The organism is Brevundimonas sp. UYEF29 (genome assembly GCF_040546195.1).
Lineage (GTDB): Bacteria > Pseudomonadota > Alphaproteobacteria > Caulobacterales > Caulobacteraceae > Brevundimonas > Brevundimonas huaxiensis.
Window position 1 is genome coordinate 52,935 of sequence record NZ_JBEPNH010000002.1, and the last position, 22,574, is coordinate 75,508.

At 67.1% G+C, this 22,574-nt stretch carries 18 protein-coding genes; 9 read left to right on the forward strand and 9 right to left on the reverse strand.

The annotated features are described in order from the left end of the window. Positions 1–10: 10 nt before the first annotated feature. Positions 11–2,155, forward strand: a complete 2,145-nt coding sequence (locus ABIB58_RS03125) for a malate synthase G (protein WP_354039046.1) — start codon at positions 11–13, stop codon at positions 2,153–2,155. Here the strand turns inward: ABIB58_RS03125 and ABIB58_RS03130 are convergent. From ABIB58_RS03130 to cysD, 3 genes are read right to left on the reverse strand one after another with little or no spacing between them, the layout of a single operon-like run. Next, positions 2,143–3,192, reverse strand: a complete 1,050-nt coding sequence (locus ABIB58_RS03130) for a mechanosensitive ion channel family protein (protein ID WP_354039048.1) — start codon at positions 3,190–3,192, stop codon at positions 2,143–2,145. The two genes, ABIB58_RS03125 and ABIB58_RS03130, sit on opposite strands and share 13 nt — an antisense overlap. A gap of 40 nt (positions 3,193–3,232) precedes the next feature. Continuing rightward, on the reverse strand, positions 3,233–5,146 hold the full coding sequence (gene cysN, locus ABIB58_RS03135; protein WP_354039050.1) for a sulfate adenylyltransferase subunit CysN: 1,914 nt from the start codon (positions 5,144–5,146) through the stop codon (positions 3,233–3,235). Further along, positions 5,146–6,087 (reverse strand): sulfate adenylyltransferase subunit CysD, encoded by a 942-nt coding sequence (gene cysD, locus ABIB58_RS03140; RefSeq protein ID WP_045811528.1) that lies wholly within the window; start codon positions 6,085–6,087, stop codon positions 5,146–5,148. Before cysD ends, cysN begins: the two co-directional genes overlap by 1 nt. 177 nt (positions 6,088–6,264) lie before the next feature. Here cysD and ABIB58_RS03145 point away from each other — a divergent pair, with 177 nt between their 5' ends. Further along, a complete protein-coding gene (locus tag ABIB58_RS03145) occupies positions 6,265–6,816 on the forward strand; it encodes a lipocalin family protein (RefSeq protein WP_052689597.1) in 552 nt (183 codons plus the stop codon). 12 nt (positions 6,817–6,828) lie between these two features. Continuing rightward, positions 6,829–8,151, forward strand: coding sequence for a PQQ-dependent sugar dehydrogenase (locus ABIB58_RS03150; RefSeq protein ID WP_045811529.1), 1,323 nt, complete (start codon positions 6,829–6,831; stop codon positions 8,149–8,151). 57 nt (positions 8,152–8,208) lie between these two features. On the opposite strand, the gene ABIB58_RS03155 is transcribed toward ABIB58_RS03150, so the two are convergent. Continuing rightward, positions 8,209–8,772, reverse strand: coding sequence for a flagellar basal body-associated FliL family protein (locus ABIB58_RS03155; protein WP_156146822.1), 564 nt, complete (start codon positions 8,770–8,772; stop codon positions 8,209–8,211). A gap of 325 nt (positions 8,773–9,097) precedes the next feature. On the opposite strand from ABIB58_RS03155, the gene ABIB58_RS03160 reads away from it, so the two are divergent. From ABIB58_RS03160 to ABIB58_RS03185, 6 genes are all read left to right on the forward strand, one after another. After that, the gene (locus tag ABIB58_RS03160) at positions 9,098–10,897 is read left to right on the forward strand and encodes a long-chain-acyl-CoA synthetase (RefSeq protein WP_354039054.1); all 1,800 of its coding nucleotides are present in this window, start codon (positions 9,098–9,100) and stop codon (positions 10,895–10,897) included. A gap of 86 nt (positions 10,898–10,983) precedes the next feature. Continuing rightward, positions 10,984–11,850 carry a flagellar motor stator protein MotA gene (gene motA, locus ABIB58_RS03165; protein ID WP_039246359.1) on the forward strand — a complete coding sequence of 289 codons (867 nt, stop codon included), beginning with the start codon at positions 10,984–10,986 and terminating at the stop codon, positions 11,848–11,850. A 98-nt stretch (positions 11,851–11,948) separates the two neighbouring features. Beyond that, positions 11,949–12,254: a hypothetical protein gene (locus ABIB58_RS03170; protein ID WP_045811531.1), complete on the forward strand. Its 306-nt coding sequence runs from the start codon at positions 11,949–11,951 to the stop codon at positions 12,252–12,254. An 85-nt stretch (positions 12,255–12,339) separates the two neighbouring features. Next, the gene (gene mnmC1 / locus ABIB58_RS03175) at positions 12,340–14,172 is read left to right on the forward strand and encodes an FAD-dependent 5-carboxymethylaminomethyl-2-thiouridine(34) oxidoreductase MnmC1 (protein WP_354039057.1); all 1,833 of its coding nucleotides are present in this window, start codon (positions 12,340–12,342) and stop codon (positions 14,170–14,172) included. A 26-nt stretch (positions 14,173–14,198) separates the two neighbouring features. Continuing rightward, the gene (locus ABIB58_RS03180; RefSeq protein ID WP_354039059.1) at positions 14,199–14,585 is read left to right on the forward strand and encodes a DUF6491 family protein; all 387 of its coding nucleotides are present in this window, start codon (positions 14,199–14,201) and stop codon (positions 14,583–14,585) included. Positions 14,586–14,672: 87 nt separating this feature from the next. After that, positions 14,673–15,113, forward strand: coding sequence for a hypothetical protein (locus ABIB58_RS03185; protein WP_354039061.1), 441 nt, complete (start codon positions 14,673–14,675; stop codon positions 15,111–15,113). A 20-nt stretch (positions 15,114–15,133) separates the two neighbouring features. Here ABIB58_RS03185 and gyrB read toward each other — a convergent pair whose 3' ends face one another. The 5 genes from gyrB to rpsT all read right to left on the reverse strand — a co-directional run bounded on the left by gyrB (position 15,134) and on the right by rpsT (position 22,425). After that, entirely contained in the window at positions 15,134–17,560 is a 2,427-nt protein-coding gene (gyrB, locus tag ABIB58_RS03190; protein ID WP_354039063.1) for a DNA topoisomerase (ATP-hydrolyzing) subunit B, read from the reverse strand. Between the two features lie 144 nt (positions 17,561–17,704). Beyond that, on the reverse strand, positions 17,705–18,826 hold the full coding sequence (gene recF, locus ABIB58_RS03195; RefSeq protein ID WP_354039065.1) for a DNA replication/repair protein RecF: 1,122 nt from the start codon (positions 18,824–18,826) through the stop codon (positions 17,705–17,707). Between the two features lie 83 nt (positions 18,827–18,909). Next, complete coding sequence (gene dnaN / locus ABIB58_RS03200) at positions 18,910–20,028, reverse strand: DNA polymerase III subunit beta (RefSeq protein WP_045811537.1); 1,119 nt, start codon at positions 20,026–20,028, stop codon at positions 18,910–18,912. 195 nt (positions 20,029–20,223) lie between these two features. After that, complete coding sequence (gene dnaA, locus ABIB58_RS03205; protein WP_369796287.1) at positions 20,224–21,699, reverse strand: chromosomal replication initiator protein DnaA; 1,476 nt, start codon at positions 21,697–21,699, stop codon at positions 20,224–20,226. Positions 21,700–22,155: 456 nt separating this feature from the next. Then, positions 22,156–22,425, reverse strand: a complete 270-nt coding sequence (rpsT, locus tag ABIB58_RS03210) for a 30S ribosomal protein S20 (RefSeq protein WP_017505938.1) — start codon at positions 22,423–22,425, stop codon at positions 22,156–22,158. Positions 22,426–22,574 lie beyond the last annotated feature (149 nt).

The window sequence follows — 22,574 nt, forward strand, 5'->3', positions numbered from 1 at the left end:
AGAGGCCGTCATGACGACCCATGAAGATCGCGCCGGGCTGAAGGTCGCGGGCGAACTCATCGCCCTGATCGAGCAGGACGTGCTGCCGGGGCTGGGGCTTGATGCGACGGCCTTCTGGAGCGGGGTGTCGGCGATCTTCGACCGGTTCGCGCCCGAGAACCGGGCGCTGCTGGCGCGACGCGACGCCCTGCAGGCGCAGATCGACGACTGGCATCGGGCGCGGCGGGGCCAGCCCTATGATGTGGCGGCGTCGCAGGCCTTTCTGAAAGAGATCGGCTATCTGGTCGAGGAGCCGGCGCCGTTCACGATCGGGACCGAAGGCGTGGACGCCGAGATCGCGCGCATGGCCGGCCCGCAGCTGGTCGTGCCGGTGCTGAACGCCCGCTTTCTGCTGAACGCCGCCAATGCGCGGTGGGGCAGCCTGTATGACGCGCTTTACGCCACGGATGCTTTGGGCGACCTGCCGGGCGGTGGCGGCTATGACGCGGCGCGCGGCGCGCGGGTTGTGGTGCGGGCCAAGGCCTTTTTGGACGAGACGGCGCCGCTGGCGGGGGGATCGCATACGGATGTCGCCGGCTGGTCGGTGATCGACGGCGCGTTGTCGCCCGCGCTGAAGGATGCGGGACAGTTCGTCGGCTTTATGGGCGAGGCCAGCGCGCCCGCCTCGATCCTGCTGGTCAACAACGGTCTGCACATCGAACTGGTGATCGACCGCAGCCATCCGGTGGGGCGCAGCGATGCGGCGGGTCTGGCGGACGTGGTGCTGGAATCGGCCCTGTCGACCATCGTCGATCTGGAGGATTCCGTCGCCGCCGTCGATGCGGCCGACAAGGCCGAGGCCTATCGCAACTGGCTGGGTCTGATGCGCGGCGATCTGTCGGCGACGTTCAAGAAGGGCGGCGAGACCCTGACCCGCGCCTTGGAGCCGGATCGCCAGTGGACGGCGCCGGACGGGTCGTCGGTGATCCTGAAGGGGCGCAGCCTGCTGTTCGTGCGCAATGTCGGGCATCTGATGACGACCCCGGCCATTCGTCTGGCGGACGGATCTGAGGCGCCGGAAGGGATCACGGATGCGATCATGACCAGCCTGATCGCGCTGTATGACATCAAGGGTCTGGGCGGGTTCGGCAACAGCGCGACGGGCTCGGTCTATATCGTCAAACCCAAGATGCAGGGGCCCGACGAGGCCGCGTTCACCGACCGGCTGTTCGATGCGGTCGAGGACCTGCTGGCCCTGCCGCGCCATGCGATCAAGGTTGGGGTGATGGACGAGGAACGGCGGACCTCAGCCAATCTGGCGGCCTGCATCCACGCGGTGAAGGACCGGATCGTCTTCATCAACACCGGGTTCCTGGACCGCACCGGCGACGAAATCCATACGGCCATGCAGGCCGGGCCGGTGGTGCGAAAGGCGGACATCAAGTCCAGCGCCTGGATCGCGGCCTATGAGGCGAGGAACGTCGCCATCGGCCTGAAATGCGGCCTGTCCGGCAAGGCCCAGATCGGCAAGGGGATGTGGGCGGCGCCGGACCGGATGGCGGACATGCTGGAGCAGAAGATCGGCCATCCGAAGACCGGCGCGAACACCGCCTGGACCCCCTCGCCGACGGCGGCGACCCTGCATGCGCTGCACTATCATGCGGTCGATGTGTTCGCGGTCCAGAAGGAGGTGGCCGGGCGCGAGACGCCGGGGCTGGAGGCCTTGCTGACCCCGCCGCTGGCGAACGGCGTCAACTGGTCCGAGGACGAGGTGGCGGCCGAGCTGGACAACAACGCCCAGGGCATACTGGGCTATGTCGTGCGCTGGATCGATCAGGGGGTGGGGTGTTCCAAGGTGCCGGACATCCACGACATCGGCCTGATGGAGGACCGGGCGACGCTGCGGATCAGTTCGCAGCATATCGCCAACTGGCTGCTGCACGGGGTCTGCACTGCTGATCAGGTCGAGGCGGCCTTCCAGCGCATGGCGGCCAAGGTCGATGGTCAGAATGCGGGCGATCCGCTGTATCGGCCGATGGCGACGGACCCGGATAACAGTCTGGCCTATCAGGCGGCGCGGGCGCTGGTGTTCGAAGGCGTCGAACAGCCGAACGGCTATACCGAGCCGTTGCTGCACGCCTGGCGGTTGAAGGCGAAGGCGGCTCAGTCCGTCTGACGGGCCCTGGGCGGGGCGGGCGGCTCAGGCATCTCGACCTCGTCGTCGGCCATGACGTCGTCGGCGGCGTCGTTGGCGGTTCGGGCCGGACTTTGCGGCCCGGTCGGTCGCGGCGGTGAGCCGACGCCGTAGCCGAGGCGCTTCAAAGCTTCCTCGCCGTCCAGGCCGAAGGCGGTGCGCAGGCGAAGATCGGTCTGGGGCACCGGCACCTCGACGCCCGCCGCATCCAAGGCGTCGGCGATCAGCCAGGTGTAGGCGGCGTGCATCGCCGCCGGGCGTTTGACGGCGTCACGCGTGGGCCAGACCACCAGTTCGAACGACAGGCCCCGATCGCCGAAGGCCACCAGCCAGACCTGGCTCTTGCGGGCCTCCGTCTCCGGCAAGGTGAAGGGGCTGGCGCGGGCGGCGGCCAGAACCGCATCGCGCACCTGTCCCCGGTCCGAACCATAGGCGACGGTGAAGGGCACATGGATGCGGCGGGTGTCGCCCTTCATCGTCCAGTTGGTGACGGGCTGTTCGATGAAGCGCGAGTTGGGCACCAGGACATTGACGTTGTCGTTGGTGCGGACACGGGTGGCGCGCGGGCCGATCTCCATGATGGCGCCGCGAATGCCGATGTCCTCGATCTCGATATAGTCGCCGACCGACACCATCCGGTCGAAGATCAGGAACAGGCCGGAGACGAACTCCTTGACCACCCCCTGAAGGCCCAGGCCGACGCCGATGCCCAGAGCGCCGGCGAAGACCGTCAGGGACGACAGGTTCAGCCCCGCCGCCGACAGGGCCGACATGACGCCCACGACGATGATGCCGTAGCCGGCCAGCCGCTCCAGCAGATAGATCGCCTGACGGCTGCGGTCCGAGCGCTCGCGCACCCGGCGCAGCGACCGCGTCACCAGCCAATGGGCCGCGAAGGCGATCAGCAGGATCACGCCCGCGCTGACCAGACCGCCCAGCGTCAGATTGATCCCGGCGATGCGGGCGATCTGCGACTGCTCGATGGTGTCGAGGCTCAGCTTCTGGATCGGAGTGGTCATCGCGTCCTAGAGCGTCCGGCGAACGGTCAAGGTTCCGAACCTAGATGGCGAAGTCCTCGGTCGAGAAGCGGCCATCCAGCCAGGCGACGATGCGTTCGGCGGCGTCCTCGGGCGACATGGTTGTGGTGTCCACGACGATTTCGGGCGTCTCGGGCGCTTCGTAGGGGCTGTCGATGCCGGTGAAGTTCTTGAGCTCTCCCGCGCGGGCCTTCTTGTACAGACCCTTGACGTCGCGTGCTTCGGCCACCGCCAAGGGCGTATCGACATGGACCTCGACAAACTCGCCCTCGCCCAGCAGGTCGCGGGCCAGGCGGCGTTCGGCGCGGAAGGGCGAGATGAAGCTGACCAGGACGATCAGGCCCGCGTCCACCATCAGTTTCGACACCTCGGCGACGCGGCGGATGTTTTCGACCCGGTCTTCCTCCGTAAAGCCCAGGTCGCGGTTCAGGCCGTGGCGGACGTTGTCGCCGTCCAGCAGATAGGTGTGGCGACCGTCGGCGTGCAGCCGCTTTTCCACCAGATCGGCGATGGTCGATTTGCCGGCGCCTGAAAGGCCGGTCAGCCAGATGACGCGTCCCATCTGGTTCTTGATGGCTGCCCGAGCGTCCTTGTCGACCGACAGCGCCTGCCAATGGATGTTGTGGGCGCGACGCAGGGCGAAGTGCAGCAAACCCGCCCCGACCGTGCGGTTCGAGATCCGGTCGATCAGGATGAAGCCGCCCAAATCCTTGTTCTGGGCATAGGGAGTGAAGGCGACGGGGGCGTCCAGCGACAGGTTGCAAACGCCGATTTCGTTCAGTTCAAGGCGCTTGGCCGGCTGCTGTTCCAGGGTGTTGACGTTCACCTTGTGCTTGGGCTCGGTGATCGTGGCTCCGACCAGCTTTGCGCCGATCTTGAGCAGGTAAGGGCGGCCCGGCAGCAGGGGCTCGTCGTCCATCCAGACCACCGTGGCCTCGAACTGATCGGCCGCCTCAGGCGGAACGGCGGCGCTGGCCAGGACGTCGCCGCGCGAGACGTCGATCTCGTCGGCCAGGGTCAGGGTGATCGACTGGCCCGCGACGGCCTGGGCCAGGTCGCCGTCGGCGGTGACGAGCCGGGCGACGGTCGAGGTCTTGCCGGACGGCAGGACGCGGACCGGATCGCCGGGGCGCACGGTCCCGGCGGCGATCTGGCCGGCGAAGCCGCGGAAGTCGAGATTGGGACGGTTGACCCACTGCACCGGTAGGCGGAACGGATCGGCCTGAAGAGCGTCGCCGACCTCCAGCGTTTCCAAAAGGCTCATCAGCGGCGGGCCGGCGTACCAGGGCGAAAGGGCGCTGGGTTCGGTGATGTTGTCGCCGCGCAGGGCCGACATCGGAATGGCGTCGAAACCCTTCAGCCCGATCTGGGCGGCGAAGGCGGAGAAGTCGGCGACGATGGCGTCGAAGACGGACTGCGACCAGCCCATCAGGTCCATCTTGTTGATCGCCAGGATCACGTGGCGGATGCCCAGCAGGCTGACCAGATAGGCGTGCCGCCGTGTCTGGGTCAGGACGCCGCGCCGGGCGTCGATCAGGATGACGGCGGCGTCGGCGGTCGAGGCGCCGGTGACCATGTTGCGGGTGTACTGTTCGTGGCCCGGCGTATCGGCGACGATGAATTTCCGCTTCTCGGTCGAGAAGAAGCGATAGGCGACGTCGATGGTGATGCCCTGCTCGCGCTCGGCGGCGAGGCCATCGACCAGCAGGGCGAGGTCGATGTCGCCGCCTTGGGTGCCGACGCGGCGGCTGTCCGCCTCCAGCGCCGCCATCTGATCCTCGAAGATCATCTTGGAATTGTAGAGCAGCCGCCCGATCAGGGTGGACTTGCCGTCGTCCACGCTGCCGCAGGTGATGAAGCGCAGCAGGCTCTTGTGCTGGTGGGCGTCCAGATAGGCGTCGATGTCGCGCGCGATCAGATCCGATTGGTGGGCCATCAGAAATAGCCCTCCTGCTTCTTCTTCTCCATCGAGGCGGACTGGTCGTGGTCGATCATCCGGCCCTGCCGCTCCGAGGTGGTGGTCAGAAGCATTTCCTGGATGACCTCGGGCAGGGTCGCGGCCGTGCTCTCGACCGCCCCTGTCAGGGGGTAGCAGCCCAAGGTGCGGAAGCGGACCGACTTCATCTGGGGCGTCTCGCCGGGGCGCAGCCGGAACCGGTCGTCATCGACCATGATCAGGGCGCCGTCCCGCTCAACCACCGGCCGTTCGGCGGCTAGATACAGCGGCACGATGGGGATCCGCTCCAGGTGGATGTATTGCCAGACGTCCAACTCGGTCCAGTTTGAGATCGGAAAGACGCGGATGCTCTCACCGGGCTTTTTGCGCGTGTTGTAGAGCCGCCAGAGTTCAGGTCGCTGGTTCTTGGGGTCCCAGCGATGTTCGGCGGTGCGGAACGAGAAGATCCGCTCCTTGGCGCGCGACTTTTCCTCGTCGCGACGGGCGCCGCCGAAGGCCGCGTCGAAGCCGTAATGGTTCAGGGCCTGTTTCAGACCTTCGGTCTTCCACAGGTCCGTATGCAGGGCCGAGCCGTGATCGAAGGGATTGATGCCGCGTTGGAGGGCGTCGGGGTTCTGGTGGACCAGCAGTTCGACGCCCAGATCGGCGGCCGCCTGTTCCCGCATCGCGTACATGGCGCGGAACTTCCACGTCGTGTCGACGTGCAGAAGCGGGAAGGGCGGCCTGGACGGATAGAAGGCCTTCTTCGCCAGATGCAGCATGACGGCTGAATCCTTGCCGATCGAATACAGCATGACCGGGTGCTCCGCTTCGGCCGCCACCTCGCGCAGGATGTGGATGCTCTCGGCCTCCAGGCGCTGAAGGTGCGTCAGGCGCGGCGCGGACAGGGTTGGGTTCGCAGTCAGAATGGCAGTATCCACCGAGGGTCTCCGTCGAGCGGAGGTGACAACGCCAATGTGCGACGTAAGACAAGCGATTGATACTGCCACGTCCTGTGAGATTTCCGATCTGACGGGCAAGAGGTCCAAGAACAGCGTTGTGACGTAGAGGAACCAGGGTCGCGGAAAGCGGCTTATGGCATCAAAACGGAAACGCCCATGTCCAGCCTGAAATCCCTCGCCGCATCCGCCGCCGCCGCGATCGCGCTGGCGGGGTGCGTGACCGCGCCTTCTCCGTCCGAATATCGCGCGCCGCAGCCGGCCAAGCCGGTGGACGTGCAGCGTCTGTGGTCCGGGCGCTGGCACGAGATTGCGCGCCTGCCGGATCGGCTGACCGACGGCTGCGTCGCCGGCGCGTCGATCTATACGCCGGTGGAGGGCACGCGCGTCGATGTGCGCGACACCTGTCAGGTCGGCACGCCGGACGGCAAGGAAAAGGCCATCGGCGGGCGAGGCGAGATCCTTGATCCCGGAATGAACGCAAAACTCAGGGTGAGATATCTGGCCGGGTTCGTGACCTGGGACTATTGGGTGCTGGACCGGGCGGATGACTACAGCTGGTTCATCTCGGCCGATCCGACCTTCAATCGCCTGTTCATCTATACGCGCGACCTGCCCAGCGAGCAGCAAGTGCGCGCCTTGACCGAACGGGCGCGGGCCCTTGGATACGACGTCAGCCGTCTGGAGTTCCCGGCCCAACCGGCGCGGTAAGGATCAAAGGCAATGCGCTCGCCACGGACGGTCTTGTTTGCCTCGACACTGCTCGCGACGGTGATCGGTTTGGGAGCCTGCGCCGGTGGGACAGCCTTACCCGTCGCGGCGGGATTTGGTCCGGACCCGCAACTGCCGGCGCCGCGTCGGGGCTTGCTGCCCACCGTCAACATCGCCCCGGCGTCGAGCTGGCCCGAAGGCGCGACGCCGGTCGCGGCGGCGGGCTTGCGCGTGCAGGCGTTCGCGACAGGCCTAAACCACCCGCGCTGGCTCTATCGCCTGCCCAACGGCGACATTCTGGTCGCGGAGTCGAATGCGCCGCCCAAGCCCGAAGACAAGAAAGGCGGTCTGCGTGGCTGGGTGATGGGCAAGGTCATGGCCAAGGCCGGCGCCGGCGTCCCGAGCCCCAACAAGATCGTCCTGCTGCGGGATGCGGACGGCGACGGCGCAGCGGAGATCAGGACCGATTTCTTGGTCGGGCTGAACTCGCCGTTCGGCATGGCTCTGGTCGGCGATCGGCTCTACGTCGCCAACGCCGATGCGGTGGTGGCCTTTCCGTATCGGAGCGGCCAGACGCGGATCGACGCTGTGGCGACCAAGGTCGCGGACCTGCCCGCCGGCCGCAATCACCACTGGACCAAGAGCCTTGTCGCCAGCCCGGACGGCCGGCGGCTTTATGTCGGGGTCGGCTCCAACTCCAACGTCGGCGAAAACGGCCTGGATGAGGAAGTCGACCGCGCCGCCATCCTGGAGATCGATCCCGCGACGGGCGCACGGCACGTCTATGCCTCGGGCCTGCGCAATCCGGTCGGCATGGACTGGAACCCGCAGACCGGCCAGCTGTGGGTGGCGGTCAACGAGCGTGATGAAATCGGCGACGATCTGGTGCCCGACTATATGACTTCGGTGACGCCGGGCGCCTTCTACGGCTGGCCGTGGAGCTATTACGGTCAGACGGTCGATACGCGTCCGCCCGCCAATCCTGCGATGGTCGCGCGCGCGATCCGGCCGGATTACGCCCTGGGCGCGCACACGGCGTCGCTGGGGCTGACGTTCGGACAAGGCGCGAGCCTGTTGCCGCCAGCCCTCCGCTCTGGCGTTTTCGTCGGCCAGCATGGGTCGTGGAATCGCAGCGTGCGCAGCGGCTACAAGGTGATCTTCGTGCCGTTCGTCGATGGGCGTCCCGCCGGGCCGCCGCAGGATGTTCTGACCGGATTCCTCAACGCCCGGGGTCAGGCTCAGGGCCGGCCCGTCGGGGTGCAGGTCGACCGGCAAGGCGCGCTGCTGGTGGCCGACGACGTGGGCAATGTCATCTGGCGCGTCAGCGGCGCCTGACCTCGATCATGAAAAAAGCCCCGGCCGAAGCCGAGGCTTTCCATCATTCTGCTGAGATCAGTTCAGCGGCTGGACCGTGATCGCCGGAGCGGCGGGCGTGGTCACGACCGGAGCCGGGGTCGAGGCGGCCGGCGCAGAGTTCAACCGGCTGGTGCCCGACGTCGAAGCGGCCGGCGCAGTGTAGGGTTGCGGACCCGCAGGCGTAGCCGGCGTCTCGACACGGGCGGCGGCCGGCCGTTCGACGGCGGGCGCAGCGCGACGGGCCACGGGTTCGGCGCGGCGACCGACCGGCGCAGGCGCGGCGGCGGGCGTCGGAGCCGCAGCCGCCGTGGGCGCGACTTCGGCCGGGGCGGGCGTGACCGGCGCTTGGGCGGTTGCCATCGCGGCGGGCGCGGTCTGCATGGCCGGTGCAGCGGTCTCGGCGGGCTGGGCCGGAGCGGCCTGTTCGCCGCCCATCATCATGGCGACGCCGCTACCCAGCAGCACCACCGCGCCGATCGGGGCCAGGATCATCCAAGTCTTCACCGACTTCTTGGACTTGGTCGTGCGGGCGTAGCGCGGAACGAAGGTCGTGTCCTCAGCGCGGGCTTCGGTATTGGCGTTGGCATAGGTCATAGACATCGTTTCTGTCCTCCATGCCGTCGATCAACCAACCCGCCGTCCCGCAACGCCGTTCCGCGTAAGGCGCAAGAGCCCCGAAGAAACACCGTTTCCGCCCTGAATGCGGCGAAGACCGTGCGCGCCTCCGCCGCATTTGCCGTCAATACGGCAATAAAAAGCAGGGCGGCGCTCTGGATTTCCGCCGCGTCAACCGAACAAATGGATCACGGCCGGACGGCAATTCGTCAGGTTCGCGAAGGATTGCGGACCCTACGGTTGACCCGACCGGCCGCCTTCGTCCATCACCGGACCGGGTGGAACACGCATTGACCGGAGTACGGCGCGCATGGGTTTTGTAGCCAATATCCGCAGGGATGTCCGGTTCGCGCGCGGCCTGTTCCGTCTGTTGAAGCGCATCAAGCCGATCGAGTTGGACAGTGACGTCCTGCTCTGTGACGACTTCGAAGAAGCGGTCGACAAGTTCGCCGACAACATCGCCATCGACGACGGTCAGCGCACCCTGACCTATCGCGACCTGGACGCCATGGCCAACCGCTTCGCCCACTGGGCCAAGAACCGGGGCCTGCGTCGCAGCGACACCATCGCCCTGATGATGACCAACCGGATCGAGTATCTGGCGGCGTGGATCGGCTTCTCCAAGGTCGGCATCGCCACGGCCTTGATCAACACCAATCTGAACGGGCAGGGGCTGGCCCACTGTCTGGCCATCTCCAAGGCCTTCAACGTCGTCGCGGATGAGGATTGCTGGCGTCAGATCGAGGAGGCGCGGCCTCTGGTCGATCACAACTTGGCGCTCTGGGTTCTGGGCCTGACCGAAGATCTGGAGACCAGCGACCGTCGCGGCCTGGACAAGCCCGTGCGCGGCGGGTCTTCGGTGCGGCCGTCCAAATCGGCGCGCGAAGGCCTGACCAACCGCGACACAGCCCTTTATATCTACACCTCCGGCACGACCGGCCTGCCCAAGGCGGCGCGCATCCCGCATTCGCGCGCCCGGACCTATATGCGCGCCTTCGCCGGCGCCACGCGTTCGACCCCCGAGGACCGGATCTTCAATGTCCTGCCGCTGTATCACTCGACCGGCGGTCTGGTCGGCGTGGGCGCAGCGCTGTTGAACGGCGCGCGGTTGGTGATCCGCAAGAAGTTCTCGGCCAGCACCTTCTGGCCCGACGTGCGCTCGTCGGGCGCGACCATGTTCGTCTATATCGGCGAGTTGTGCCGCTATCTGGTCAACTGCCCGCCGCACGAAGACGAGACCAAGCACAAGCTGCGTCTGGCGTTCGGCAACGGCCTGCGCGCCGATGTCTGGCCCGACTTCCAGAGCCGGTTCAAGATCCCCGACATCCTGGAGTTCTACGGTTCGACCGAAGGCAATGTCTCGCTGTTCAACTTCGACGGCAAACAGGGCGCGATCGGTCGGGTGCCGAGCTTCCTGAAGTCGCAGATCAATATCCGCCTGGTCGAGTTCGACGTGGAGACGGAACAGCCGATCCGCGGCTCGGACGGCCTGTGTCGCCTGGCGCGCGTCGGCGAGGTCGGCGAGGCTATCGGACTTATCGGCAACGACATCCGCCACGACTTCTCGGGCTATGCCGACAAGGCCGCCTCGCAGAAGAAGATCCTGACCGACGTGTTCAAGAAGGGCGACCGCTGGTTCCGCACCGGCGACCTGATGAAGCAGGACAAGGAAGGCTATTTCTACTTCGTCGACCGGATGGGCGACACCTTCCGCTGGAAGGGCGAGAACGTGTCGACCTCAGAGGTCGAACAGGTGCTGATGGACGCACCGGGCGTAACCGAGGCCATCGTCTATGGCGTACCTGTGCCGGCCCAGGACGGCAAGGCCGGCATGGCGGCCCTGGTGGTGGACGGCAAGTTCGACGCCCAGGCCTTCTCCGATCATGTCGAGGCCAAGCTGCCCGCCTATGCCCAACCGGTGTTTGTGCGGCTGATCAAATCGGCGGAGACGACCGGCACCTTCAAATATCGCAAGGCCGATCTGGTGGTCGACGGGTTCGATCCGTCCAAGACCGGCGCCGCTCTCTATGTGCGGGGCGGGGCGACAGGCTATCAGAAGCTGACGGCGTCCGGTCGCAACGCCATTCTGAAGGGCGAAAGCCGTCTGTGACGACTGGGAAGGCGGCGTTCGCGAAACGCCGTCTTAATGATTAATGGCGATAGTCCCGACCTCTCGCGTCAGGATTGTTCGCCTCCATGTTCCAGATCATCGGCATCGTGCTGCTGTTCGGCCTCGTCTTCGGCAGCTACGCCATTTCGGGCGGCAAGTTCGAAGTGATCCTGCACGCCGCGCCGCACGAACTGATGGCGATCGGCGGGGCGGGCATCGCCGCCTTCCTGATCTCCAACTCCATGCCGGTAATCAAGGGGGCCATGGGCGGGCTGGGCAAGACCTTCGCCGGGCCGAAGTGGAAGAAGCAGGACTATAAGGACCTGCTGTCGCTGCTGTTCCAGCTGACCAAGACGATGAAGTCCAAGGGCGTGGTGGCGCTGGAAAGCCATATCGAAAAGCCCAAGGAATCGACCATCTTCCAGAAGTACCCCAAGGTGCTGAAGGACCATTTCGCCGTCGACTTCATCTGCGACACCCTGCGGATGATGACGATGAACCTGGAAGATCCGCACCAGGTCGAGGATGCGATGGAAAAGCAGCTCGAAAAGCACCACCACGAGCATCTGGAAAACGCGCACGCGCTTCAGAACCTGGCCGACGGCCTGCCGGCGCTGGGCATCGTCGCCGCCGTGCTGGGGGTCATCAAGACCATGGGTTCGATCACCGAGCCGCCCGAGGTGCTGGGCGGCATGATCGGCGGCGCCCTGGTCGGCACCTTCATGGGCGTGTTCCTGGCCTATGGTCTGGTGGGTCCGTTCGCGGCGCGTCTGACCGCAATCATCAACGAGGAAGCCGCCTACTATAAGATCATCCAGTCGGTTCTGGTCGCCCACCTGCACGGCAACGCCGCCCAGATCTCGGTCGAGATCGGCCGCGGCGACATTCCTTCTTCCTCGCAGCCGTCGTTCAGCGAGATGGAAGAGGCGTTGAACAGCATCACCGCCGACTGATCCCGACTTTCCTGATCTTAACTTGCCCTGCCGCGCGCGGCGGCCCTATCGTTTGCGCCAAGAGACGTTCCGGTCTCGCAAGCTTCGGAGACATCTTCATGCGTATCAAAGCCCTCGTCGCCGCATCCGCTGCGCTCCTGGTACTGGCCGCCTGCAGCAAGGCCCCGGAAGAAAAGGCCGAAGCGCCGGCCACCGATGCGGTCGAGGCCGCCGGCAGCGCCGAAGAAGCCGCCCTGACGGTGGATCAGGCCGCCAAGGACGCCGAAGCGGCGGCCAATCAGGCCATTCAGGAAGACACCGCCGCCCAGGCCGCCACGACGATGCAGGGCGCCGACGCCTCCGCCGCCGCGCCCGCGCCTGTCGCGCCCGCCGAGCCTGCGCACGGTCCGGCGGCCGCCCACTAGGCCACGTCGACACCAAGGCTTGAAGAGGCCGCTCCGACCGGGGCGGCCTTTTTCATGTCGGCGACGAAGGTGCTAGAGCCGCGCGATGACGCCTGACGACGACGCCTCGCCCCTGCTGACCTGGACCGAAGAGGGCGAACCCCGCTCCGGCCGGTTCGGCGACGTCTATTTCTCGCGAGACGACGGCCTGGCCGAGACGCGAGCGGTGTTTCTGGGAGGGTGCGGCCTGCCGGACGCCTGGAGGGGGCGGGATCGTTTCACGGTGGCCGAACTGGGCTTCGGCACGGGGTTGAACATCGCCGCCCTGCTGGATCTGTGGCGACGGACCCGGCCCGAGGGCGGGCGGCTGCACATCTTCTCTGTCGAGGGGTTTCCGCTGACGGCGGCGGAGGCGGCGCGAGCGCTGGGCGCCTGGCCCGAACTGGCGGCCGCGACCGAGGCCTTGATCGCAAACTGGCCGGCCGCGACGCCGGGCTTTCACCGGGTAGACCTGCCGGACTTCGACGCCGTGCTGGACGTAGGCGTAGGCGATGCGGCCTGGGCCCTGGGGCAGTGGTCGGGATCGGCGGACGCCTGGTTCCTGGACGGTTTCTCGCCGGCGCTGAACCCGGGCATATGGTCGCCCGAAGTAATGGCCTTGATCGCCAAACGCTCGGCACCGGGCGCGCGCCTGGCCACCTTCACCGTCGCCGGAGCCGTGCGGCGGGGCCTGGCCGAGCAGGGTTTCGTTGTCGAGAAGCGCCCCGGTCATGGTCGCAAGCGCGAGCGGCTTGAGGCCCATCTGCCCTCGGCTTTCGAACCGTCGCCGCAGCCCACCGTCGCCGTGATCGGCGCGGGCATCGCCGGCGCATCGGTGGTGCGGGCCCTGAAGGCGCAGGGCGTCCGGGCGATGGTGTTCGAGGGCGAGCGCCCGGGCGCAGGCGGCTCTGGCTTTCCGGCGGCCCTGGTTACGCCGCGTCTGGACGCTGGCGACCACGGCATCGCCGCCCTGCACGCCCAGGCGCTGGAGCGGGCGGGCGATCTTTATTCTGCGATCCAGGGCGCCATAACGGGCCACGGCGTGCTGCAACTGCCCCAGGCGCCGCGCGACGCCGCCCGGTTCGAAAAGATCGCCCGCCAGCCGATCTGGAATGACGGTGACATGGCGGTGCTGGACGAAGGGGCGGCCTCAGCCGTCGCCGGCGAAGCGACGGGGCAGGGCGGTCTTCTGATGAAGGGCGCGTTCGCGCTGCGTCCTGCGGCGGTGCTGTCGACCTGGCTTTCGGACGCGGAGATGCGCTCTGAGCGCGTGACGCGGCTGGAGCGCACCGACGGCCGCTGGCGGCTGATCGGCGAAGACGACGCGGTGCTGGTCCAGGTCGATGCGGTGGTTCTCGCCGCCGGCTGGCGATCGGCCGCCCTGCTGGACGGGTTTGACCAGACGCCGCGCCTGTCGCCCGTTCGGGGGCAGGCGGACTGGATCGACGGGGACGTGACCGCCCACCCCATAGCCTGGGGCGGCTATGCGGCTCCGACGGGCCAAGGCATGCTGTTCGGCGCGACCCATGATCGAGGCGACACCGACACGGCGCCGCGCGAGGACGACAGCGCGCGAAATCTGGCGACGTTGGAAGCGCGCCAGCCGGCATTGGCCAAGCGCATCGCGGCAGGCGGGCCAATCCAGAGCCGCGCCGCGATCCGCGCCACGACGCCGGATCGTCTCCCTTTGGCAGGCCCTCTCGATGACGGCCTCTATATGCTCGGCGGTCTGGGGTCGCGTGGGTTTTGCGTCGCGCCCCTGCTGGGCGAGCATGTCGCCGCCCTGATCCTGGGTCAGCCCTCGCCCCTGCCGCGCGATCTGGCGGCGCGCGTGTCGCTCCGTCTGTCTTCGGTGCTGGCGGACGCCCTTGCATCGTCCTCGCCCGCGCGCGCAGGATGAAGTGGGGGCCTGTTCAGGAGTTGACTATGCATCGTCTCATTCTGTCGTCGGCGGCTCTCCTCGCCGTGTCGGCCTGTGCGCCCTCGCCGGGCGTGGCGACGTCCAACCGCGCCGACGCCGGCCAGTGTTTCCGGCCCAATCTGGTGCGCAACTTCACCGCCCCGAACGACCAGACCCTCTATGTCCGAACAGCCGACGCCGGGGTGTTTCAGATCGAGACCCCCTTCTGTCGCGACATGACCCGCGCCCTGTCGATCGCGCTGGAACCTGTCGCCGGATCCAGCCGCCTGTGTCCCGGCGATCAGGCCGCCTTGCTCAGTCCGGCGACGGGCCCTCAACCGTGCCGCGTGCGCGTGGCCAGGAAGCTGACGACCGCCGAGATCGAGGCCCTGCCGTCTCGCGATCGGCCCTGATCGAAAACGCGTTCGGAGCCTTCGGGAGAGATTGAATTCTCGCGCGCGCGGGTATGAAATGATCGTCTTGCCTGGGGAGGGAAGAGAATGATCAGAACAATCGGCGTGGCGGCGATCCTGGCGACGGCGGCGATCGCATCGCCATCGGCGGCCGAAAGCTGGGCCACGTTTTCACGCAGCGACGCCACCGTCTATCTGGTGGATGTCGACGCGCTGACGCCGGTGGACGGCGTGGCGACGACGCGCATGGCGCGGGTGCCCGCGCGCGGCGAGGCGAGCAATCTCAGCCATGAGACCGAAGAGGTCATGGTGCGGTGCTCGGACGGCCAGTCGCGTTCGGGCGCGACAGTGACCTATGGCGCGGATGGGGCGGAAACCGATCGCTATTCCGAGGACACGCCGTGGGAAGCGACGCCGGCCGGCGGCATCTATGGCGCGATCAAATCCTTCGCCTGCGAGGACATGCGTCCCCAGACGGCGGCCTTCCCGACCATCCAGGCCTTCATCGCGGGCGGACGCGGCCAGTAGGCCGCGCCGCCCCTTCGCCGTCAGACGTCGACGGCCGCGTCTAGGGCGTTGTCCTGGATGAACTCGCGGCGCGGTTCGACCACGTCGCCCATCAGCTTGGCGAACAGATCGTTGGCGTCTTCCTCATGTTCGACCGAGACCTGGAGCAGGGTGCGGGCGTTGACGTCCAACGTCGTCTCCCAAAGCTGCTCGGGGTTCATCTCGCCGAGGCCCTTGTAGCGCTGGATCGACAGACCCTTCTTGCCGGCGTCCAGCACGGCGGTCAGCAGGTCCAGCGGCCCGCGAATGGTCGTGGACTTGTCCTTGCGGCGGTAGGTGGCCGGGGCGCTGAAGACGCCGTCGAAGGCGCCGGCGCGTTCGGCCAGACGACGGGCGTCCAGCGAACGGATCAGGGTCTCTTCCAGTACGATGGTCTCCTGTACCGCGCGACGGGTGCGGCTGAAGACCACGGCGCCCTGTTCGCCCGGCGCGCCCGTCCACTCCCCATCGCCCTCTTCGGCATAGAGGTTCAGGCGCACGGCGGCGGCGGCCGAGGCGACCGCCATGTCGGCGTTGTCGGCGAACAGGCCGGCGAGCGCCGCCTGTTCGATGGCGAAGGCGGGGGCGCGCTGGCTGAGGCGATCGACGCCCGCGCTGAAGGCCTTGGCCTTGCGCACCAGGGATTGCAGGTCCAGACCCAGGCGACGCTCGCCCGTGGACAGGTCCAACTCGGCCTCTGACGCGCCTTCCTCGATCAGATAGGCGTCCATCTCGGCCTGATCCTTCAGGTAGCGCGACTGCTTGCCCTTGGAGACCTTATAGAGCGGCGGCTGGGCGATATAGACGTGGCCGCGCGTGATCAGCTCGGGCATCTGACGATAGAAGAAGGTCAGCAGCAAGGTGCGGATGTGGGCGCCGTCGACGTCGGCGTCGGCCATCAGGATGATCTTGTGATAGCGCAGCTTGTCGGCGTTGAAGTCGTCGCGGCCGATGCCGGTGCCGAGCGCCAGGATCAGCGTGCCGATCAAATCCGACGACAGCATCCGGTCAAAGCGCGCGCGTTCGACGTTCAGAATCTTGCCGCGCAGAGGCAGGACGGCCTGGTTCTCGCGGTTGCGCGCCTGTTTGGCCGAGCCGCCGGCGGAATCGCCCTCGACGATGAACAGTTCGGACTTGGCGGGATCGCGTTCCTGGCAGTCAGCGAGCTTGCCCGGCAGGCTCGAGATTTCCAGCGCGGATTTGCGCCGGGTCAGGTCGCGGGCCTTGCGGGCAGCCTCACGCGCTGACGCCGCCTCGATGATCTTGGCCACGATCTGCTTGGCCTCGACCGGATGCTCCTCGAACCAGGTCGACAGGCCCTCGGTGCACAGGCTTTCGACGGCCGGACGCACTTCGGAGGAGACCAGCTTGTCCTTGGTCTGGGAGCTGAACTTGGGATCCGGCACCTTGACCGACAGAACGCAGGTCAGGCCCTCGCGCGCATCCTCGCCCGTGACGGAGACCTTCTCCTTCTTTCCGGCGCCCGAGCTCTCGATATAGCCGCCCATGACGCGGGTCAGGCTGGCGCGGAAGGCCGACAGGTGGGTGCCTCCATCCCGCTGGGGGATGTTGTTGGTGAAGCACAGCATGGTCTCGTGGTAGCTGTCGTTCCACCACAGGGCGAGATCCAGCTCGATCCCTTCCTTCTTGCCGCGAATGACGATGACGTCCTTCAGGATCGGCGTCTTGGACTTGTCGAGGTGACGCACGAAGGCCTCGACCCCGCCCTCGTAGTGCAGGATCATCTCGACCGGCTCGGCGTGGCGCTGGTCGGCCAGCTTGATGACCACGCCCGAGTTCAGGAAGGCCAGTTCGCGCAGACGGTGCTCCAGCGTCTTCAGGTCGAAGTCGATGTGGCTGAAGGTCGTGACGGACGGGAAGAAGGTGACCTCGGTCCCGCTCAGCGGCTTGCCGGTGTCCTCACGGATCGGCGCAACGCCGGTGACTTCCAGCGACTTGACCGTGTCGCCGCGCTCGAAGCGCATCTCGTGCTGCTTGCCGTCGCGATAGATCTTCAGCTGCAGCCAGTCGGACAGGGCGTTGACGACCGACACGCCGACGCCGTGCAGACCGCCCGACACCTTGTAGGAGTTCTGGTCGAACTTACCGCCGGCGTGCAGCTGGGTCATGATGACCTCGGCGGCGGATACGCCTTCCTCGGCGTGAATGTCGGTGGGGATGCCGCGCCCGTTGTCGGTCACGGTGACCGAGCCGTCGCTGTTCAGGATGACCTGGACCAGGTCGGCGTGGCCGGCCAGGGCCTCGTCGATGGCGTTGTCGACCACCTCATAGACCATGTGGTGCAGGCCCGAGCCGTCGTCGGTGTCGCCGATATACATGCCGGGGCGTTTGCGCACGGCGTCCAGGCCTTTGAGAACCTTGATGGAATCGGCGCCATATTCGGGCAGGTCGGCAATCGGATCGGTCATGAAGTCATTGGCTCTGAAGTCCCGACCGGGACGGGGATGGAGCGCCGGACCCGGCGCTCGAATCGACGGCGGGATCGCACCGCGCCGAAGCCCGCAACATATAGGAAATTCCGGCGAAAAAGCGAGGATTTCCGCGATTGGAGCCTAGTCGGTTTCCAGCGCGCCGCCGGCCACGCGGACGAACTGGGCGCGGCCTTCCAGACCGGCGAACAGATCGCGTTCGGTGCCGGTTATGAAGGCCTGAAGATCCAGCGCAGTGATCTCGTCGAACAGGGCTGTGCGGCGCGCCTCATCGAGGTGGGCGGGGGCTTCGTCCAGCAGCAGGATCGGGCGCGCAGCGTGATCGGAAAGCCGCGCGATCTGCGCCAGGATCAGGTTCAGGACGAGGGCCTTTTGCTCACCCGAAGAGCCCTCGGCGGCGGGACGCTGTTTTTCGCGGTGAAGCGCGGTCAGGTCGGTGCGGTGGGGCCCGAACAGGGAGCGGCCGGCGGCGCCGTCGCGGGCGCGCGCCTTGGCCAGGCCTTCGCGGATCGCGGCGGCGATTTCGTCCTCCTCGGCGCCCGCTTCGGCCATCTGTTCGGCGGCGCCGTCCAGACCCAGGTCGGCCTGGGGGAAGGGTCGGTCGCTGCGGGCGTCGATGGCGGCCTGGAGCGCGTGCAGGGCGGCGACGCGGGCGAGGGCGGCGCGGGCTCCGGCCTCGCCCAGCCGAACCTCCAGGGCGTCCAGCCAGACGGGGTCGGCCTCACGGCCGTCCTGGGCGTCGTTCAGCAGGCGCAGCCGCTCGCGCAGGGCCTTTTCATAGGCGGAGACGCTGGCGGCGTGGTCGGGATCGGCGGCGAAGACCAGCCGGTCGAAGAACTTCAACCGCTCGGCGCGCGCGTCCGAGAACAGCCGGTCCTGTTCCGGCGTCGCCCAGACGGGACGCAGGTAGTCGAGCAATCGCCCCGGCTGGGCCGTCTCGCCGTCGATCCGCACGATGCGCCGCGCGGCGCCCGCCGCCTGGACCCCGGTGCCCAGCCGCGTCTCGTCGTCCAGTTCGACCATGACGGCCCAGGCGCGCCCGGTCGCCTCGCCCGGCTCGCGCCGGCCCATCTCGGCGGCGGTGGCGCCCCGCAGCCCCTTGCCCGGGGTCAACAGGCTGATCGCCTCCAGCAGATTGGTCTTTCCCGCCCCGTTCGGCCCGTGCAACACCACAGGCCCGGAGGTCATCTCCAGCCGCGCCCCTGCATAGGATCGGAAGTCGGTGAGGGTGAGGGAGGTGATCACAAGTGGCGAGTGGCGAGTGGCGCGTGGCGAGTCAATGCGAACCCAATCTTGCTCGCCACTCGTCACTAATCACTCGCTACTGACTAGACCCGCAGCGGCATCAGCACATACTGAACGCCCGGATCGCCCGGATCGAGCACCAGGGTGGGGGAGGCCGGGTCGGCGAAGCGGAAGGCGGCGTTTTCGCCGGTGATCTGGCCGGCGACGTCCAGCAGGTAGCGGGCGTTGAAGCCGATCTCGAACGGTTCGTCGGAATAGCCGATCTCGACCTCTTCCTCGGCCTGGCCGGCTTCCATGTTGCGCACGGTCAGCTTCACGCGGTCGTTGTCGAACGCCAGTTTCACCGAACGGCTCTTCTCGGCCGAGATGGTGGCGACGCGGTCGACGGCCTTGGCGAACAGGGCGTTGTCGATGTCGGCCTGTTTGTCGTTGCCGCGCGGGATGACGCGCAGATAGTCGGGGAAGGCGCCGTCGATGACCTTGGACGTCAGGGACGCCTCGCCCATCTGGAAGCGGATTTTCTGGGCCGAGACGGTGACCTCTACGGGTGCGCCGGCGTCGTCCAGCAGGCGACGGACCTGGTCCACCGTCTTGCGCGGCACGATGACGCCAGGGCCGCCGGCCGCACCCTCGGGCGCGGGGGTCTCGGCCAGGGCCAGGCGGTGGCCGTCGGTCGCGACGGCGCGCAACAGGGGAATGCCCTGTTCGGCGACCGTGTGAAGATAGAGGCCGTTCAGATAGTAGCGGGTTTCCTCGGTCGAGACCGCGAACCGGGTCTTGTCGATCAGGCGGGCCAGATCCTCCTTGGGCAGGACATAGGAGGCGCCGGCGCTGTCGGTGGACATGACGGGGAAGTCGCCCGCCGGCAGGACCGGCAGGTTGAAGCGCGACCGGCCGGCCGAGACGACGAGGCGAGGATCGTCGCCGGAGTAGAGCAGCGAAACCTCGGCGCCTTCCGGCAGCTTGCGCACGATTTCGTACAGGGTGTGGGCGGGAGCCGTGATCTGACCCTCAACCTGAACCTGGGCCTCGGCCTCGTCGACCATCTCCATGTCCAGATCGGTGGCGGCGAAGGCCAGCCGGTCGCGGCCCGCGCTCAGCAGGACGTTGGACAGGATCGGAATGGTGTTTCGACGTTCGACGACGCTCTGCACGTGGCCCAGGGCCTTCAGGAGCGCGGATCGTTCGATGGTCAGCTGCATGTCGTCTCGCCCGGCGCGGCCGACTCGCAAGGCGGCTGCGGTTAAGTGACCTGGGACACTAGCGGATTGGGCGCGTGCTGCAAGGAAGTGGCGAGTGGTTAGTGGCGAGTGGCGAGTGGATATTGGGGGCAACTCGGTAGGAGGAGACAGTTTCTCCTCGCTTGTCACTCGCCACGCGTCACTCGCCGCTCGAAATCAGCCCCGCAGCTTGCGCGTCAGGGCCTCGACATCGCGGGCGATCTGATCGTCCTGCGGCATCAGCTCCTCGATCTTGCGCACGCCGTGCAGGACCGTGGTGTGATCGCGCCCGCCGAAACGACGGCCGATGTCGGGGTAGGAGCGGGTCGTGTGCTGCTTGCACAGATACATGGCGATCTGGCGCGGGCGGGCGACCGAACGGGTGCGGCGCTCGCTGAGCAGGTCGGCCTGTTTCATGTTGAAGTGGTCGGCGACCGTCTTCTGAATCTCGTCCACGGTGATGCGACGCTCGGGGCCGCCGCGCATGGCCATGCCCAGCAGGGTCGAGGCTTCGTCCACCGACACCGACGACAGGCGCGCGCCCGCGGCGGCGGCCAGGGTGTTCACGGCGCCCTCGAGCTCTCGCATCGAGCCGGGGGTGCGGTCCACCAGCTGGGCCAGGACCTCCGGGTTGGCTTCGCCCTGGACGACGCCCAGGGCTGACAGGGCCTTCAGACGGTTCTGGGCCACGGCGATCTTCAGCTCGCGGTCGCCCGCCTCGACCGGGCAGGTCAAACCGGCGGCAAGGTGGCTGCGCAGGCGCGGCTCGACCTCGGTCAGGGCCATGGGCGCACGGTCGGCCGAGAAGACGATGCGTTTGCCGTCCTCGATCAGGGCGGTCAGGGTCGAGAGCAGCTCTTCCTGGGTCGAGGTCTTGCCGCCCACGAACTGGACGTCGTCCAGCAGCAGCATGTCGGCCGAGCGCAGGCTTTCCTTGAAGGCGGCGGTCGAGCGGTCCTGCATCGCCTTGACGAAGGTCGACAGGAAACGTTCGGCGGTCAGATAGACGACCTTGGCCTCTGGCCGCAGACGCTGAGCCTCCCAGGCGATCGCGTTCAGCAGGTGGGTCTTGCCGTAACCGTAGGGGCCGCAGAAGAAGACGGGATTGAAGTGACCGTCGGCCCAGCTGGCGACCTGTTTGGCGATGGCCAGGGCGAAGGCGTTGCCCTGACCCTCGACGAAGCTGTCGAACGTCAGGCGATCCTGCAGACCGGCGGCGCGAACGGCGCGGGCGCCGTCGGCGCTGATTGGGGCGGCGGACGCCATCTGCGGCGTGGCGGCGAAGGCGGCCAGACGCGGGGCGGCGTCCACCACATTGCCTGGCATCACGGCCGAGGCCGGCGGGGCCGAACCCACTTCGGCGCGGCAGCGCACCTCAAGGCGGCGCGACAGGCCGTCCAGGCCCAGCCACAGCTCGTTCATGCGACGCAGGGCGTTCTTGCGCACCCAGTCGCGAGCATAGGCGGTCGGGGTGACCAGGATCAGATGGCCGGCGTTGTCCAGGCGGACCGCCGACGGGGCGATATAGGACGAGAAGGGACCATCGCCGATTTCAGCGCGCAGGCGCACGGACGCCTCGCTCCAGATGCGGTCCGGATCCGTCAGTCCCGACGTCTTCGTTCCGCCTGCCATCGCCGCTGCGCCCCCAACCATCTTTGCCCGCCCACCTTGAGAAGAACCATTCCGACCTTCCGCGCTTCAGGGCGATGGTTCAGGGACGACTTCTCCTGCGCCGAAAAGCAGTGCTTTTCGGACGGGGTCTAACCTCTGAACAGACATCTCCCGCCGACGCGAAACATAGGCCTCGCGCCGTCTTCATCCGTGCTGGGATGGAAGTGCGTTAGAGGTCAAAACTTACGCCGCGAGCCGGGTGGGTCAACGCTGATTCGTTGGTCGATTCGCAGTTAAATTGTTTGACTCCGTGAAACCCTGACACCGCTTGGAATTTCGGCCGGATCATGGCTCGACGATCGGTGTTTTCAGATTTGACAGTTAGCGACACAACGCAAAACGGCGAAGGAGCTTGCGCGCCTTCGCCGTTGATATTGCTTTATAATCCCACAACGAAACAGCGACAGCTGCTCCGTCCGCTGTTGGATTAATTTTGGCTCAGGCGGCCGACAGCTTCTTCAGCTGGGCGGCCAGGCGCGAAACCTTGCGCGAGCCGGTGTTCTTGTGAACGACGCCCTTGGAGACGGCGCGCATCAGCTCGGACTGGGCCTCGATGAAGGCGGTCTTGGCGACGGCGGCGTCGCCGCCGGCCAGAGCTTCCTGGAACTTGCGCAGATAGGTGCGGACGCGCGAGCGGCGCGCCTTGTTCACTTCGGTACGCGCTTCGATCTTGCGGATCGCCTTGCGGGCGCCGGGGTTGTTGGCCATGTCAAACCTTCGAACGGAAAACGCCGCGGAGCACACGTCCACGGCGCGGAAATCTCAAGAGGGCGGGCCTATAGCCGAAAGCCCGGAGGCGGTCAACGCGGAGTCTTCATCGCTGGACTCCAAGGTTGGGCCAGGACGCCGGTTTGAGC

Excerpts from the sequence above, each read along its gene's own strand:
- ABIB58_RS03125 (WP_354039046.1), top strand. The coding sequence starts at position 11 with ATGACGACCCATGAAGATCGCGCCGGGCTGAAGGTCGCGGGCGAACTC.
- ABIB58_RS03130 (WP_354039048.1), bottom strand. The coding sequence starts at position 3,192 with ATGACCACTCCGATCCAGAAGCTGAGCCTCGACACCATCGAGCAGTCG.
- cysN (WP_354039050.1), bottom strand. The coding sequence starts at position 5,146 with ATGGCCCACCAATCGGATCTGATCGCGCGCGACATCGACGCCTATCTG.
- ABIB58_RS03145 (WP_052689597.1), top strand. The coding sequence starts at position 6,265 with ATGTCCAGCCTGAAATCCCTCGCCGCATCCGCCGCCGCCGCGATCGCG.
- ABIB58_RS03150 (WP_045811529.1), top strand. The coding sequence starts at position 6,829 with ATGCGCTCGCCACGGACGGTCTTGTTTGCCTCGACACTGCTCGCGACG.
- ABIB58_RS03155 (WP_156146822.1), bottom strand. The coding sequence starts at position 8,772 with ATGTCTATGACCTATGCCAACGCCAATACCGAAGCCCGCGCTGAGGAC.
- ABIB58_RS03160 (WP_354039054.1), top strand. The coding sequence starts at position 9,098 with ATGGGTTTTGTAGCCAATATCCGCAGGGATGTCCGGTTCGCGCGCGGC.
- motA (WP_039246359.1), top strand. The coding sequence starts at position 10,984 with ATGTTCCAGATCATCGGCATCGTGCTGCTGTTCGGCCTCGTCTTCGGC.
- ABIB58_RS03170 (WP_045811531.1), top strand. The coding sequence starts at position 11,949 with ATGCGTATCAAAGCCCTCGTCGCCGCATCCGCTGCGCTCCTGGTACTG.
- mnmC1 (WP_354039057.1), top strand. The coding sequence starts at position 12,340 with ATGACGCCTGACGACGACGCCTCGCCCCTGCTGACCTGGACCGAAGAG.
- ABIB58_RS03180 (WP_354039059.1), top strand. The coding sequence starts at position 14,199 with ATGCATCGTCTCATTCTGTCGTCGGCGGCTCTCCTCGCCGTGTCGGCC.
- ABIB58_RS03185 (WP_354039061.1), top strand. The coding sequence starts at position 14,673 with ATGATCAGAACAATCGGCGTGGCGGCGATCCTGGCGACGGCGGCGATC.
- gyrB (WP_354039063.1), bottom strand. The coding sequence starts at position 17,560 with ATGACCGATCCGATTGCCGACCTGCCCGAATATGGCGCCGATTCCATC.
- dnaN (WP_045811537.1), bottom strand. The coding sequence starts at position 20,028 with ATGCAGCTGACCATCGAACGATCCGCGCTCCTGAAGGCCCTGGGCCAC.
- dnaA (WP_369796287.1), bottom strand. The coding sequence starts at position 21,699 with ATGGTTGGGGGCGCAGCGGCGATGGCAGGCGGAACGAAGACGTCGGGA.
- rpsT (WP_017505938.1), bottom strand. The coding sequence starts at position 22,425 with ATGGCCAACAACCCCGGCGCCCGCAAGGCGATCCGCAAGATCGAAGCG.